The 15,212-nt window shown below is 66.3% G+C and carries 13 protein-coding genes and 2 tRNA genes; 8 read left to right on the top strand and 7 right to left on the bottom strand.

Going from position 1 to position 15,212, the window contains the following annotated elements; all coding sequences use genetic code 11:
* Positions 1-69: 69 nt before the first annotated feature.
* The 4 genes from ilvC to ilvD all read right to left on the bottom strand — a co-directional run bounded on the left by ilvC (position 70) and on the right by ilvD (position 5,573).
* Entirely contained in the window at positions 70-1,095 is a 1,026-nt protein-coding gene (gene ilvC / locus QFZ52_RS09490; RefSeq protein WP_066210821.1) for a ketol-acid reductoisomerase, read from the bottom strand.
* 50 nt (positions 1,096-1,145) lie between these two features.
* Entirely contained in the window at positions 1,146-1,658 is a 513-nt protein-coding gene (ilvN, locus tag QFZ52_RS09495; RefSeq protein WP_066210822.1) for an acetolactate synthase small subunit, read from the bottom strand.
* A gap of 2 nt (positions 1,659-1,660) precedes the next feature.
* A complete protein-coding gene (locus tag QFZ52_RS09500; RefSeq protein ID WP_307497366.1) occupies positions 1,661-3,550 on the bottom strand; it encodes an acetolactate synthase large subunit in 1,890 nt (629 codons plus the stop codon).
* A gap of 319 nt (positions 3,551-3,869) precedes the next feature.
* Positions 3,870-5,573 carry a dihydroxy-acid dehydratase gene (ilvD, locus tag QFZ52_RS09505; RefSeq protein WP_307497367.1) on the bottom strand — a complete coding sequence of 568 codons (1,704 nt, stop codon included), beginning with the start codon at positions 5,571-5,573 and terminating at the stop codon, positions 3,870-3,872.
* A gap of 287 nt (positions 5,574-5,860) precedes the next feature.
* Between ilvD and QFZ52_RS09510 the strand changes: the two genes are divergently transcribed.
* From QFZ52_RS09510 to QFZ52_RS09520, 3 genes are all read left to right on the top strand, one after another.
* Positions 5,861-5,936, top strand: a tRNA-Lys gene (locus QFZ52_RS09510).
* Positions 5,937-6,566: 630 nt separating this feature from the next.
* Positions 6,567-7,463: a hypothetical protein gene (locus tag QFZ52_RS09515; RefSeq protein ID WP_307497369.1), complete on the top strand. Its 897-nt coding sequence runs from the start codon at positions 6,567-6,569 to the stop codon at positions 7,461-7,463.
* 15 nt (positions 7,464-7,478) lie between these two features.
* Complete coding sequence (locus QFZ52_RS09520) at positions 7,479-7,691, top strand: hypothetical protein (RefSeq protein WP_307497370.1); 213 nt, start codon at positions 7,479-7,481, stop codon at positions 7,689-7,691.
* Positions 7,692-8,221: 530 nt separating this feature from the next.
* Here QFZ52_RS09520 and QFZ52_RS09525 read toward each other — a convergent pair.
* From QFZ52_RS09525 to QFZ52_RS09535, 3 genes are all read right to left on the bottom strand, one after another.
* A complete protein-coding gene (locus QFZ52_RS09525; RefSeq protein ID WP_307497371.1) occupies positions 8,222-8,674 on the bottom strand; it encodes a hypothetical protein in 453 nt (150 codons plus the stop codon).
* Positions 8,675-8,762: 88 nt separating this feature from the next.
* Complete coding sequence (locus tag QFZ52_RS09530; RefSeq protein ID WP_307497372.1) at positions 8,763-8,963, bottom strand: hypothetical protein; 201 nt, start codon at positions 8,961-8,963, stop codon at positions 8,763-8,765.
* Positions 8,964-8,976: 13 nt separating this feature from the next.
* Positions 8,977-9,375, bottom strand: a complete 399-nt coding sequence (locus tag QFZ52_RS09535; protein WP_307497374.1) for a hypothetical protein — start codon at positions 9,373-9,375, stop codon at positions 8,977-8,979.
* Positions 9,376-9,737: 362 nt separating this feature from the next.
* On the opposite strand from QFZ52_RS09535, the gene QFZ52_RS09540 reads away from it, so the two are divergent.
* The 5 genes from QFZ52_RS09540 to QFZ52_RS09560 all read left to right on the top strand — a co-directional run bounded on the left by QFZ52_RS09540 (position 9,738) and on the right by QFZ52_RS09560 (position 15,157).
* Positions 9,738-10,991 (top strand): APC family permease, encoded by a 1,254-nt coding sequence (locus QFZ52_RS09540; protein WP_307497375.1) that lies wholly within the window; start codon positions 9,738-9,740, stop codon positions 10,989-10,991.
* 126 nt (positions 10,992-11,117) lie between these two features.
* Positions 11,118-11,603, top strand: a complete 486-nt coding sequence (gene bcp / locus QFZ52_RS09545) for a thioredoxin-dependent thiol peroxidase (protein WP_307497376.1) — start codon at positions 11,118-11,120, stop codon at positions 11,601-11,603.
* Between the two features lie 128 nt (positions 11,604-11,731).
* A tRNA-Leu gene (locus QFZ52_RS09550) sits at positions 11,732-11,816 on the top strand.
* Positions 11,817-11,893: 77 nt separating this feature from the next.
* The gene (locus tag QFZ52_RS09555) at positions 11,894-13,567 is read left to right on the top strand and encodes an ABC transporter substrate-binding protein (protein ID WP_373425652.1); all 1,674 of its coding nucleotides are present in this window, start codon (positions 11,894-11,896) and stop codon (positions 13,565-13,567) included.
* A 78-nt stretch (positions 13,568-13,645) separates the two neighbouring features.
* Positions 13,646-15,157 (top strand): malate:quinone oxidoreductase, encoded by a 1,512-nt coding sequence (locus tag QFZ52_RS09560; RefSeq protein ID WP_307497378.1) that lies wholly within the window; start codon positions 13,646-13,648, stop codon positions 15,155-15,157.
* The last annotated feature ends 55 nt before the right edge of the window (positions 15,158-15,212 follow it).

Consider the following 15,212-nt stretch of genomic DNA (forward strand, 5'->3'; position numbering starts at 1 on the left):
ACTGGCTCGGTGCGGCGTGCCGGGAATCGGCTTCCCTTTTGTGAAGGATCACGGTCCTTCGGGCGGCGATCAGCGAGCGGCGGAACCGTCGACGTAGTCGGAGTCCTGCTGCTTCCAGGAGAACAGAGCACGGAGATCCTTGCCCACGGCCTCGATCGGGTGCTGCTCCGCCTTGGCGCGCAGCTCCTTGAACTCGACGGCGCCGTTGTCCTGGTCGTCGATGAAACGCTTGGCGAAGGCGCCGTTCTGGATGTCGGCCAGGACGGCCGCCATGTTCTCCTTGACGCGCGGGTCGATGACACGCGGGCCGGAGACGTAGTCACCGAACTCGGCGGTGTCCGAGACGCTCCAGCGCTGCTTGGCGATGCCGCCCTCCCACATGAGGTCGACGATCAGCTTGAGCTCGTGCAGCACCTCGAAGTAGGCGATCTGCGGCTGGTAGCCGGCCTCGGTCAGGGTCTCGAAGCCGTACTGGACCAGCTGGGACACGCCACCGCAGAGGACGGCCTGCTCGCCGAAGAGGTCCGTCTCGGTCTCTTCGGTGAAGGTGGTCTTGATGACGCCGGCACGGGTGCCGCCGATGGCCTTGGCATAGGACTTCGCGGTCTCCCAGGCGGTGCCTGTGGCATCCTGCTCGACGGCGATGATGTCCGGGATGCCGCGGCCGGCGACGTACTCGCGGCGCACCGTGTGGCCGGGAGCCTTCGGAGCGACGAGGATGACGTCCACGCCTTCGGGGACCTGGATGTACCCGAAGCGGATGTTGAAGCCGTGGGCGAAGGCCAGGGTCTTGCCCGCGGTCAGCTTGTCCTTGATGGAGTCGTTGTAGATCGCGCGCTGGTGCTGGTCCGGCGCCAGGATCATGATGAGGTCGGCCCAGTCGGCGGCGTCTGCCACGCTCTTGACCTCGAAGCCCTCGTCCTCAGCCTTGGCGATGGACTTGGAGCCCTCCTTCAGGCCGATGACGACCTGGACGCCGGAGTCGCGCAGGTTCTGGGCGTGGGCGTGGCCCTGGGAGCCGTAGCCGACGATGGCGACCTTCTTGCCCTGGACGATCGTCAGGTCTGCATCGTCATCGTAGATCAGCTCGGTCATGGAAATTCTCCTTGGAATGGTGGGGGGTGGAACGGTGTCTCGTGTGGGATTCAGGCGGACCGCAGAGCGCGGTCACTCATGGAGCGGGGTCCCCGTCCAACGGCCAAGGTGCCGGACTGCACAATCTCGCGGATGCCGAAGGGCTCCAGGACTGACAGCAGTGCTGTGATCTTCTCCGGATGACCGGTGGCCTCGATGATCAATGAATCGGTGGACACATCGACCACGGAGGCGCGGAACAGGTCTGCGGCTTGGGTGACCTGCAGACGCGTTGCGGCATCGGCCCGTACTTTGACCAGGATATGGTCGCGCTGCACGGAAGCGTCGCTCGTGAGCTCTACGATCTTGATCACATTGATCAATTTGTTGAGCTGCTTGGTGACCTGCTCGATGAGGTCACCTTCCGCCTCGACCACCGCGGTGATGCGGGACGTGCCCGGCACCTCCGTGGGGCCGACGGCGAGGGAATTGATGTTGAAGGCCCGGCGGGCGAAGAGGCCGGAGACGCGCGTGAGCACGCCGGGCTTGTCCTCCACCAGCACGGAGAGAGTGTGACGGCTCATGATCAGTCCTCTTCTTCCCACTCGGGGGTCATGTTCCGGGCGACCTGGATCTGGTCATTGCTCACGCCGGAGGGCACCATCGGCCACACCATGGCGTTGGGGCTGACCACGAAGTCGATCACGACGGGGCGGTCGTTGATCTCCAGGGCCTTCTGGATGGTGGCGTCGATGTCCTCTTCCCGCTCACAGCGCAGCGCGGCGCAGCCGTAGGCGTCGGCGAGCTTGACGAAGTCCGGGATCCGGACGGTGTCGTGGCCGGTGTTCAGGTCGGTGTTCGAGTACCGGCCTTCATAGAACAGGGTCTGCCACTGGCGGACCATGCCCAGCGAGGAGTTGTTGATGATCGCGACCTTGATCGGGATGTTGTTGATGGCGCAGGTGGCGAGTTCCTGATTGGTCATCTGGAAGCAGCCGTCGCCGTCGATCGCCCAGACCACGCGGTCCGGGTTGCCGACCTTGGCGCCCATGGCCGCCGGGACGGAGTAGCCCATGGTGCCGGCACCGCCGGAGTTCAGCCAGGCGTGCGGGCGCTCGTACTTGATGAACTGCGCGGCCCACATCTGGTGCTGGCCGACGCCTGCCACGAAGACGCCTTCGGGACCGGTCAGCTCGCCGATCCGCTGCAGCACGCGCTGCGGGGCGATCAGGCCATCCTCCGGTTCGGTCCAGCCGAGCGGGTAGGTCTCCTTGAGGTTGTTCAGGAACGCCCACCAGGCGCCGAGGTCCGGCTTGCCGTTGGCCTCGAAGTACGCGCGGAGGACCTCGGTCAGCTCGGGGATGATCTCCTTGACGCTGCCCACGATCGGCACATCCGCGGTGCGGTTCTTGGAGATCTCGGCCGGGTCGATGTCGGCGTGGATGACCTTGGCGTTCGGCGCGAAGGTCTTCAGCACGCCGGTCACGCGGTCGTCGAACCGGGCGCCGAGCGTGATGAGCAGATCCGCCTGCTGCAGTGCGGTGACCGCGGACACCGTGCCGTGCATGCCGGGCATGCCGACGTGCTGCGGATGGGAGTCCGGGAAGGCGCCCTTGGCCATGAGGGTGGTGACCACGGGGGCGCCGCTCAGCTCGGCGAGTTCCTTGAGCTCCTCGCAGGCATGGCCCTTGAGCACGCCGCCGCCCACGTAGAACACGGGCTTCTTGGCGGCGCCGATCAGCTTGGCGGCCTCACGCAGCTGCTTACTGTGACCGCGCAGCACGGGACGGTACCCGGGCAGGTCGATCTTCGGCGGCCAGGAGAACAGGGTCTTGGCGACCTGGGCGTCCTTGGCGAAGTCCACCAGGACGGGGCCGGGACGGCCCGTGGAGGCGAGGTGGAAGGCCTCGGCCATGACCCGGGGGATCTCGTCCGGGTCCGTGACCAGGAACGAGTGCTTGGTGATCGGCATGGTGATGCCGACGATGTCCGCCTCCTGGAAGGCGTCCGTTCCGATCACACCACTGCTGACCTGACCGGTGATGGCGACCATCGGCACGGAGTCCATGTGGGCGTCCATGATGGCGGTGACCAGGTTGGTGGCGCCAGGACCGGAGGTGGCGATGCACACGCCCACCTCACCGGTGACCATGGCATAGCCCTGCGCGGCGTGGCCGGCTCCCTGCTCGTGACGGACCAGGATGTGATTCAAACTGGAAGCCATCAACGGGTCGTAGGTGGGCAGGATGGCACCACCGGGCAAACCGAAAATGTCCTTGACGCCGAGTTCTTCGAGCGAGCGGACGAGTGCTTGTGAGCCGGTCATCTCCGTTGGGGGTACAACGTTGTTCGGCCCGAGGACAGGAGAGAGGGCCGCTGCGTCATCGGCAGCGGTGACGGCGCGCTCGGACTTTTCCGCATTCTTCGCGGACTTTGCAGCCAACAGCGTGGGGCTGATGGGCGATCCTTTGCTCATCGGACTCTTCCTCGTTGGTGCCCCAAACGGGGCGATTTCGGGTGGGCGACTGATCGTGGCGTCTGTAGCAACAAAAAAACCCCTCAGCCGTGAGGCTCTTCGAGGGGTTGCGCGTGACTGACCGTTACCAGCTTGGCTTATGCCACGCGCTTGGTAAGGACTACGACGATCACGGTTTCAGTCATGGCTACAGTGTTCCCCGTGGCGCGATTTAGTGTCAACTGCTGGACGCCTCGTCTCACAATGTGGACCGCCGCGTCCGGCATGCGGGCACGACGACGGCGGTGAGCCGCCGCCGTCGTCGTTGCGAGAGCGTGGGCTAGCCGCAGTACGCGCCCGTGGACGCCGAATTGACCAGCTTGGCGTACTTGGAGAGGACGCCCGTGGTGAAGCGCGCCGGCAGAGGCGCCCAGCCCACCTTGCGGGCCGCGAGCTCGTCCTCGTCCACCAGGAGATCGAAGGACCGGGCCGCGATGTCCACCCGGATCCGGTCGCCGTCCTGGACGAAGGCGATGGGCCCGCCGTCGACGGCTTCCGGCGCGACGTGTCCGATGCAGAGCCCGGTGGTGCCGCCGGAGAAGCGCCCGTCCGTCAGCAGCAGGACGTCCTTGCCGAGGCCCGCGCCCTTGATCGCGCCGGTGATGGCGAGCATCTCGCGCATGCCCGGGCCGCCCTTGGGGCCCTCGTAGCGGATGACGACGACGTCGCCCTTCTGGATCTCGCCGCGGTCCAGCGCGTCGAGGGCGCCCTGCTCCCGCTCGAAGACGCGGGCCGTGCCTTCGAAGATGTCGGCGTCGAAGCCCGCGGTCTTGACCACGGCGCCCTCCGGGGCGAGCGATCCGTGCAGGATGGTGATGCCGCCGGTCTTGTGGATCGGATTGTCGAGAGCCCGCAGGATCTTGCCGTCCACATCCGGCGGGTTGATCGCCTCGAGGTTCTCGGTCACGGTGCGACCGGTGACGGTGAGGCAGTCGCCGTGGAGGAGGCCGGCGTCGAGCAGCGCCCGCATGATGACCGGGACGCCGCCGATGCGGTCGACGTCGGTCATCACGTAGCGGCCGAACGGTTTGAGGTCGCCCAGGTGCGGCACCTTGTCGCCGATGCGGTTGAAGTCGTCGAGGACGAGGTCGACGCCGGCCTCCCGCGCGATCGCGAGAAGGTGCAGCACCGCGTTGGTCGAGCCGCCGAAGGCCATGGTGACGGCGATGGCGTTCTCGAACGCGGGCTTGGTCATGATGTCCCGCGCCGTGATGCCCAGCCGCAGCAGGTTGACCACGGCTTCACCGGAGCGCCGCGCGAAGTCGTCACGACGCCGGTCGGCCGAGGGCGGCGCGGCGGAGCCGGGCAGGGACATCCCGAGTGCTTCGCCGATGCACGCCATGGTGTTCGCCGTGTACATGCCGCCGCATGCACCCTCCCCCGGACAGATCGCGCGCTCAATGCGGTCCAGGTCTCCCCTGCTCATCCGGCCCGCGGCGCAGGCGCCCACCGCTTCGAAGGCGTCGATGAGGGTGACTTCCTTCTCGGAGCCGTCCTCCAGACGGACCCAACCGGGCATGATCGAACCCGCGTAGAGGAAGACGCTCGCGAGATCCAGGCGCGCGGCGGCCATCAGCATTCCGGGGAGGGACTTGTCGCAGCCCGCGAGGAGCACCGAGCCGTCGATCCGCTCGGCCTGCATCACGGTCTCCACCGAATCCGCGATCACCTCGCGGGAGACGAGCGAGAAGTGCATGCCGTCGTGACCCATGGAGATCCCGTCTGAGACGGAGATCGTGCCGAACTGCATCGGGAACCCGCCTCCGGCGTGCACGCCCTCCTTCACCGCCAGCGCGAGGCGATTGAGCGACAGATTGCACGGGGTGATCTCATTCCACGAACTCGCGACGCCGATCTGCGGCTTCGCGAAGTCCTCATCGCCCATGCCCACGGCGCGGAACATGCCGCGCGCCGGAGCCGCGTGGATGCCGTCCGTCACCACCCGGGAACGCGGCTTGATGTCTGGAGTGGGTTCTGCGGTCATGGCATCCTCCGTCGCTCGGGAGCCAGGGCCCAGCAAGCAAGGCCCGGCACGTTGCGGCCAGTCTATGACGTGCCTCACAGAATGGCACCGGACGAGTTGCTGGCGGTCTGATTGCGACAGCGCCCGGCATCCACTCCCCCGGAAAACCGGGGCAGAAGGACCTGCGGGACCGCTCCGAGGCGCCCCGGAGGCCTCGATTTCACTTTTGCGGAAAACTCCAGTAGAGTTCTTACTCGTTGCGGGGAACGCAGACGGGAAGAAAAGCCCGCCTGAGAAGCCACAACGATGCACCTCTAGCTCAACTGGCAGAGCAATTGACTCTTAATCAATGGGTTCCGGGTTCGAGTCCCGGGGGGTGCACCAACGAGTCCCGCTCGATCTGCTGAAAAGCAAGATCGGGCGGGACTTTTTTGTGTCGCGCATCGTCGCATCTCTTAGATGCTGCGGGAAGACCGTGCGCCCGCGTTTCAGCGCCATGCGACCTGCCTCAGCACGACTCCATTCCTTGACGCGGACGCCCGGGCAATCATGTCTCGTGTGGGCACCATGGACAGGACCTCCAGGCCCCCTGCTCAATGGGACGTGCTAGCCGGCGACCGCCATGAGGAACCACGGCCACCCGAACCAGCACATGCACGCCTCCGTCGAATGCACCCGCCGGGCTGAACTCGGCGCAGAACCGCCACACACCCGCTTGGCGCGGTCGGCACCCGCTTCGTAGAGGTCGGGCTCTGGGCGCAGATCGCGCGCTCACCCATCCCGACTTCTGGTTCCCCCACAAGGTCGGGCTGCCCCCAGAACGTTCAAACGCGCCCCGCCGCTTCGCCAGTTTCGGGCAGGCCGTATGAACAGGCCCTAATTATTCTCAAATCGGTGTAGAAAATACCCCCTAGGCGCGACAGCAACTGTCACGTCGCGTCGGCTAGCGTGAAAAATGGCCAGTACGATCGGTCAAAAATTTCCAAGTCAACAAGCAGTTCAGGGGAGAACTAAATGTCAGCACTGAAGAAGTTACTGACGGGCGCGGCAGCCGCATTCGTCGTCGCAACATCGTTGGGAGTCGCCGGACCGGCGAACGCCGCCGAGGCGAACCACCACAAGGATCCGCTCGCCGTGGTCCAGCAGCAGGGCCTCATCGGTTCACCTGCCGCCAAGGCGCAGAACGAGATCGCCGCACGAAACCTGGCGGCCAAGCCCGCGAGCGAGTCGAAGGTCGCCCCCGTGAACCTCACGGCCTCCGTACCCGGCACTACCGCCACCGTCGAGAACGGCGCCAAGGTCAACCGCGCCCGCGGAAACGACTACGGAACCGTCGTCGGCACCGGCCCGAACGGCACCAAAGCCGGATACGTGGTGATCAACACCCCCACGGCTCCGAGCGAGTACAAGTTCATCGTCGGAGACGCCAACACCAAACTGAGCCTCAACAAGAACGGCTCCGTCACCGTCAAGAACGCCGCCGGCGAGCAGGTGAACAACATCCTGCCGCCGTGGGCGAGTGACGCCACAGGGAAGTCCCTCCCCACCTCGTACACGGTGGCAGGTAACACGCTCCTTCAGAAGGTCGATCACCGTGGCGCGGCGTACCCGGTCGTGGCAGACCCAGAGTTCGGGTGCGGCGTCCCGTGGTGCTCGATCTACTTCGACAGGGGCGAGACCGCGGCTATCGCCTCCGGAGGTTCACTCGGGCGACAGTACATCTCTGCGGCCTGCCAAGCAGCTCCTGGCCCTGCTGCAATCGCCTGTCGGCTCGCAACGGCGTATGTGACGATTACCGCTGGCGTTGCAACGGCCCAGCAGAAGTGTGTCGGAATTATCGGCTACCCAATCCCACTTCCGCCATACGCTTCGTGGAACACGTTCGTCTACAGTGGAAGTCAATGCCACTAGTTGGGAGGCGAAGTCGTGAAGAAGGAGAATTTCCTCAAGATTCTGAAAGTCGTCATGGCGTTGATCGCGACATCCTTCGTGGGCTGGCTCGCCGGCCCACTCCTGCTCCACCCAACGGTTGAGAGCTGGTTCTACATCGCACTTATTGCGGCTGGTGGACACATCATCTACGTGGAGGGCACGAGGATGATTTTGTACTTCGCCAATAAGGAATGGCTCCGAAATTGATGAGTTTCCCATCGGGTAGGTTGTGGCGTTATAGGTCGCGCCACAAAGAGGCCCGGGTCGGCGGTTTGTCGGCCCGGGCCTCTTGCGTGCCACGGCCAGTCGATTCAAAATCTGCGGTGAGGCCGCAGCGCGGCCACCGACGTATTCCACCACACCGCCCAGCAGCCCTCGCCCCCGAGCACCCTTCCCGGGTGCCATTTCATGCCCGAAAGCCTGACCATGCCCACCCTGTTCCTCTTCCCACCGCCGCTCTGCGGACAGTGCAAACACCCCACCCACCTGAACAGGAGCTGCGTGCGGGCATGCACAACCTGCCGGCTCTGATGGCCCTTCACCGACCAACCCGTTTACACAGCACAAGGACAAAGGACATGAACTCCGCACTGTTCCCCGGCTTGGAGCCGGAGGACCCCAAAACCGCGGCGCCGCCGGACCAGCGGACTGTCAACTACGAGACCATCCACGGCGAGCACTAGATCGACGCAACCGCCATCGGGACCTACACCTGCGGCCATGCCGTGTTGCTCTTCTCACCCCGCGTGCGCACGCACCAGGTCCGCCTCTTTGACCAGCACGCCGTTCTCCGCGCTCGTCAGGCCGTACAGCATCGCCCCCGGGGCGGCGTCGGCGGCGAGCGCCTCCACCTCGTCCCACAACGGCCGGCACGTGTGGCAGCCCCCGTGCGCGAGATAGTCCGCCGGGACCCAGAAGGACACGAACGGGTCATCGGCGAAGCGGACCTTCAGCAGGACGCCTGCCGTGTATGGCGACGACGCGGAGAACTGGCCCAGGAACTCCACCTCAGGGCTCATGCCCCGGTCCATGGCGGTCCGGTGCCCGAGCCGAGCGAACGGGAGGTACACCGCTCCCCCGGACAAGATGTGGTCGACGACGGCCAGCGCTTCCGAGCTGAGCCCGTCGCGATGGTCCCCCGTGAGACGAAGCGTCGCCGGCAGACGGTCGATGAAGGAGAGGGTGCTCACGGTGTGCCGCCTTCTGGTGTGTTCCGGATCCATATGCAACGATTCGGAGCCACACGCGGGAACGGATTGGAGCCGCCCGGCCCCCGCGCTACTTCCGGGCGGACCCCCGCGGCGGCGGTTCACGACGGTCGCGCCACAGCCATCCCGCGATGACCACGACGGCCATCACTGAGCTCGCCGTCACCAGCCCGATCTTCCACCCCGGGCTGTGGTCCGACAGAGCGTTGCTCACCGCCAGGAAGATGAACAGTGAACCTTGCCAGCAAGCGGCCTTCTTGCAGTAGCTCATCGCGCTCCTCTCGTCAGCCTCGGCCGACGGTATCGAAGGGTTCCGCTCCGGTCGGCCCAGGCTTCACGACGGCGAAACGCAGGTGGACGTCTGCGGTTTCAAGGGTCAGAGTGTCCTCCAGTGACAGCGACGGCATCAGAGGAAAGGCGATGTCCTCCATACCCGCAAAGGGCCCGTCGCTGAACCCGGCTGATTGCAGAGGACTCAGCCGGTTGCCCGATTCATCGGACAGGTTCACTCCGTCCGCCAGGAGGCTCCGCCGTGTGAGACGCACACCTCTGGGCGTGTCCACGTATTCCTGCCGTTCGTCGTCGACGCGCAGACGCACCAGGAGATACCCCTCCACGATTTCCACGGTCTGCACCTCGAATCCCGGGCTCGAACCTTCCAGCGTTTCCGTCCTCAGCAGCACAGCGGTCTCCCCCTGACCTTCCGGCCGCACGCGTCGTAGAGTGTGGCCATTTCGTCGCGTCGTGGGCACAGCCGCCGGGCGGCGTCGTACACACGGCGCGAAGTTCGATTCAAACCGTCCTCCGATCCAAGCACGCCCCTGAGACAAGCGATAGTCGCAAGGAAAGGCCACCTAAAGCGAGTAGCGCCGACCGCCGTCCATTGCGAACCCGTAACCCATTGATTAAGAGTCAATTGCGGTGCCGCAATGTGTGCCGGTGCACTCGGGATGCGCGTTCACGCAGGCACGTGCAACGATCTGTGGGAGAGGCACGGTTCCCGACGGACGCCTCCTGAGCGACGACACCCGAGAAGGAACCCCGCATGAGTGAGACCCCTGCGCTGGCACGCCGTCTCGGCACCCTCGACGCCGTGCTGATCGGGCTCGGGTCCATGATCGGCGCCGGAGTGTTCGCGGCCTTCACCCCGGCGGCTGCGGCGGCCGGGTCGGGGCCGCTCATCGGACTGCTGGTGGCCGCGTTCGTGGCCTTCTGCAATGCGAGCTCCTCGGCGCAGCTCGCCGCGGCGTATCCGGCCTCGGGCGGCAGCTACCTCTACGGCAGGGAGAGGATCGGTCCGTGGGCCGGATTCCTGGCCGGCTGGGGGTTCGTGATCGGTAAGACCGCGAGCGCCGCCGCCATGGCCATGACGTTCGCCGCGTATGTCGCGCCGCCCGGCTGGGAACGCCCGGTGGCCATCCTGGCGGTGATCGCGCTCGCCGCGGTGAACTACCGCGGCATCACCCGGACCGCTCGGCTGACCCGCATCCTCATGGTCCTGGTCCTGGCCGCGCTGACCATCATCGTCGCCGCCTGCTGGGCGGGATCCTCCCCCGATCTGGGCAAGGTCGCCGGAGAAGGTCTCCTGGCGCACGGCTGGTACGGCATTCTGCAGTCCGCAGGGCTGCTGTTCTTCGCGTTCGCCGGGTACGCCCGCATCGCGACCCTGAGCGAGGAGGTCCGCGAACCCCGGCGGACCATCCCCCGTGCCATCCTCATCGCCCTGGCCGTGACCGCCGTCGTGTACGCGACGGTGGCCGTCACGCTGCTCGCCACGCTCGGACCGTCCGGCGTCGCCGCGGAACCAGCACCGCTCGCCGCTGCCGTCGCGTCGGGAAACGCTGCCTGGGCGACGCCGGTCGTGCGCGCCGGAGCGGCGGTCGCCGCGCTCGGGGCTCTGCTCGCCCTCATCGCCGGTCTCGGAAGGACGAGTCTGGCGATGGCCCGCGAACACGACCTGCCCCACTGGCTCGCGGCCGTGCACCCCCGGTACCGGGTGCCGCACCGGGCCGAGGTGACGGTCGCCGTCGCGATCTGCGGGATCATCGCGGTGGCAGATCTCCAGGGAGCCATCGGCTTCTCGTCCTTCGGCGTGCTGATCTATTACCTCGTGGCCAACCTCGCCGCATTCACCCAAGTGGGCGCGGACCGCCGGTATCCGCGCGTGTTCCAGGTCCTCGGCGCGCTGGCCTGCGTCGGACTGGCCGCGACCCTGCCCCTGCCGTCCGTGGTCGCCGGGGCGGCGGTGTTCGCCGTCGGCGTCATCGTGCGCTGGATCCGCATCGCCAGGACCTCTTGAAACCGCCTGCCCGCGGCATCAGTCTGATTAGGGCGCCCCTGGCCCGGACTATAGGCTGAAAGACACCGACGGCCCCGCGCAGCCGGCGCCGTCGTCCCCCGGATCACCGCTTCAAGGAGGAGACTCTTGCCCACGTCCACCACTCCGCGCCTCACGCCGGGAACCCCGGCTCCGGACTTCACACTGAAGAACGCCCAGGGCGACGACGTCACGCTCTCCTCGCTCCGCGGCCAGCGGGTCATCCTCTTCTTCTACCCGCAGGCCGACACCCCGGCGTGTGCGCAGCAGGCCTGCGACTTCCGCGACAACGTGGCGCGTTTCGGTCAGGAGGGCTACACCGTGCTGGGCATCTCCCCCGACTCGGTGGACAAGCTCGCCGCCTGGGACCAGCGGGAGCACTTCGGCTACACGATGCTGGCCGATGAGGGCCACCTCGTGGCGGAGCGCTATGCCGTCTGGGGCGAGAAGCTCAACTACGGCAAGCCGTACCAGGGGATCATCCGCAGCACCTTCGTGATCGACGAGGGCGGGAACGTCGCGGTGGCCCAGTACAACGTGCGCGCCAAGGGCCACGTGGCCAAGCTGCGCCGGGACCTCAAGCTCCCCGCCTAATCCTGCACGGGTCCTGATGCGGCGGCCACGGACCGCCGCATCAGGACCCACATCACGCAATTCGCTGAGCCGACTCCCCGGCGATTGCGTCTAGACTTGAGCGTGGCGTTCAGCGCCGCACAGCACCAGCGCGAGTGGTGAAATTGGCAGACACGCAGGATTTAGGTTCCTGTGCCTTCGGGCGTGTGGGTTCAAGTCCCACCTTGCGCACCAGTGACACAGCATGACCCCAGAACACCAAGCAGTCCACGGGCCGCCGGACAGCCGGCGGCCTTTCCACACGTGAGGTGATGAAGCCAGTGGCCCCAGCCCGCTCCGTCCGTGTTCCGCGCACGCGGCGCCTGCTGGCGGCCGCCAGTGCCGCCGTCGTCCTTCTCAGTGGCTGTACGCCCACCACGACGCCCGAGCCGAGCATCAGCTCCTCCACCGCCCCCACCAAGGCGTTCCGCTTCGGAACTCCGGCGCCGCCTGTGGGCCTCGACCCGGCGCTCACCTCCGATCTGGAGTCCTACCGGGTGACCCGGCAGGTGCTGGAGGGCCTCCTGACCGTCGACGCCATCACGGGCAAGCCCGCGCCGTCTCTCGCCACTGAATGGAAGGCGTCCGACGACGGTCTGCGCTACGACTTCACCCTCCGCCAGGGCGTGAGCTTCCAGGACGGGACCCCCTTCAACGCCCAGGCCGTCTGCGCCAATTTCCAGCGCTGGTACAAGCTGAGCCCGGCCCTCCGCAAGGAGAGCAGCGCGACCTTCGGCACGATCTTCCGCGGCTATTCGGACGAACCGGCCAAATCGATCTACCGGGGCTGCACCACCAAGGACGCCCATCATGTCTCGATCGATCTGGCGGAACCCTTCACCGGTTTCCTCCAGTCGCTCACGATGCCGTCGCTGGCGATCTCCTCCCCCAAGGCCCTCACCGAGGGCAAGGCCGACGCCCTCACGCAGACCAAGGCCGGAACGAAGGTGTCCGCCTATGGCACCCACCCCGTGGGGACCGGGCCCTTCCAGTTCGCGTCCTGGGACGACTCCGAGGTCACTCTGAAGGCCAACCCGCGGTACTGGGGCGACCGTGGCGAGATCGGCACCGTGACATTCCGCGTCATCTCGCACCCCGAGGTGCGCCGCGAAGCCCTCGACAAGGGTGAGATCGACGCCTACGACAACATCACCGTGGACACCATGGAGGCCCTGGTCAAAAAGGGTCAGCAGGTGGTCCAGCGCGACCCCTTCTCCGTGATGTACCTGGGCATGAACCAGTCCGTGGCCCCGCTGAACAATCTCAAGGTCCGGCAGGCCATCGAGTACGCCGTGGACAAGAACACGATCGTGCGGCGCTTCTACCTGGATGGCACCGCCCAGGCGACGCAGTTCGTCCCGCCGCGGCTGTCCGGTTTCAACAACGGCGCCCCGGCGCTCGGCTACGACCCGAACAAGGCCAAGGCCCTCCTCAAGGAGGCCGGCTACGACGGCAAGCCCATCCCGTTCTACTACCCGGTCAACGTGACCCGGGCGTACCTGCCGTCCCCGGAGAAGGTCTACGCAGAGATCGCCCGCGAGCTGACCGCCGTCGGCCTGGTGATCAAGCCGGTGCCCGTCCCCTGGACGGACGGCTACGCGCAGAAGGTGACCTCGGCGGGAACCCACGGCCTTCACCTGTTCGGCTGGAACGGCTCGTACGCCGATCCGGACAACTTCCTCTCGCCGCTTTTCGGCTCCACGCGCAGTGAGTTCGGTTACACCGACGCGGACGTCTTCAAGGACATCGCACGTGCCCGCACCCTCCCGGACGGGGACGAACGCTCCACGCTCTACCGCTCCATCAACGAGGGGATCGCGAAGGCGCTGCCCGCCCTGCCCATCGCCTATCCGATCTCGGCTCTGGCGATGTCGGACCGCGTGGTGAGCTACCCTTCGTCCCCCGTTCTGAACGAAGTCTTTTCGAAGGTAAAACTCAAAGGATAACTCCCAGGGGCAATTTTTGATAGAGACCGCCAGGGGATATTCTGCTACTGCCCAATGTTGCTGCAATCGGAGTTCACTGTGACCTTCATTTCCAAGACTTCCTCCGCCGACGTCGTCCTCATCGGTGGAGGCATCATGAGCGCCACCCTCGGTGCGTTCCTCAAGCAGCTCCAGCCGGACTGGTCGATCGTGCTCTACGAGCGCCTCGACCAGGCGGGCCTGGAAAGCTCCGATCCCTGGAACAACGCGGGCACCGGCCACTCCGCCTTCTGCGAGCTGAACTACATGCCGCAGGCCAAGGACGGTTCCGTGAACCCGGCCAAGGCGCTCGGCATCGCCGAAGGTTTCCAGCTCTCCCGGCAGTTCTGGTCCCACCTGGTCTCCGAACAGCTCATCGGCTCCCCCAAGGGCTTCATCAACACCGTGCCGCACATGAGCTTCGTGCTCGGTGACGACCACTCCGATTACCTCAAGAAGCGCTACGAGGCCCTGAAGCCGCACCCGCTCTTCTCCACCATGGAGCACAGCGAGGACGCCGCGACCATCGGGGGCTGGGCACCCCTGGTGATGGAAGGCCGTCAGCCGGGCCGCTTCGCCGCCACCCGCGTGGCCGAGGGCACCGACGTCGACTTCGGCGCCTTGAGCCGCGAACTCACCGCGTACCTGGAGCGCTCCGGCGTGGAGGTCAACTACTTCCACGACGTCACCGACCTGGAGAAGCTGTCCTTCGGCCGCGGCTGGCAGGTCTCCACCCGTCACCTGGGATCCAACGAACGGGGCAGCGTCAAGGCCAAGTTCGTCTTCGTGGGCGCCGGGGGCGGCGCACTGCACCTGCTCCAGGCCTCCGGCATCCCCGAGTCCAAGGGCTACGGCGGATTCCCGGTGTCCGGCAAGTTCTTCCGCTGCACCGACGAGACCGTCACCGCGCAGCACAACGCCAAGGTCTATGGCCAGGCCTCCGTGGGCGCCCCGCCCATGTCCGTGCCGCACCTCGACACCCGCTATGTGGGCGGCCAGCGCTCCCTGCTGTTCGGCCCGTACGGGGGCTTCTCCACCAACTTCCTCAAGAACGGCTCGTACTGGGACCTCCCCGGCAGCGTGCGCCCCAACAACATCGTGCCGATGCTGGGCGTCGCCAAGGACAACCTGGACCTGGTCGCGTACCTGGTCAAGGAGGTCACCAAGAGCCATGGCGCCAAGGTCGAGGCCCTGCGCGAGTACTACCCCAAAGCCGACGGCGACAAGTGGGAACTGATCACGGCCGGCCAGCGCGTGCAGATCATCAAGAAGGATCCCAAGCGTGGCGGCGCCCTGCAGTTCGGGACCGAGGTCATCACGAGCCGTGACGGCTCGATCGGCGCCCTGCTCGGCGCCTCCCCCGGAGCCTCCACCGCGGTTCCGATCATGCTCGAGCTCCTCAAGCGCTCCTTCCCCGCGCAGTTCAAGGGCTGGGAAGGCAAGATCAAGGAGATGCTCCCCGGCTACGGCGTGCGCCTGAACGACAACCCGGAACTGGCCCGTGAGCTGGCAGCCCACACCGCCACCGTGCTCCAGCTGGACGAGGCCAATACCGTCAGGACCGCACAGTAAGATTGCCCTCAGCAACAGTGTTTGGCAGCGCGGGTCCTTGAACCCGTGACGAACC

This window comes from Arthrobacter woluwensis, assembly GCF_030816155.1.
Classification (GTDB): Bacteria; Actinomycetota; Actinomycetes; order Actinomycetales; family Micrococcaceae; genus Arthrobacter_E; species Arthrobacter_E woluwensis_A.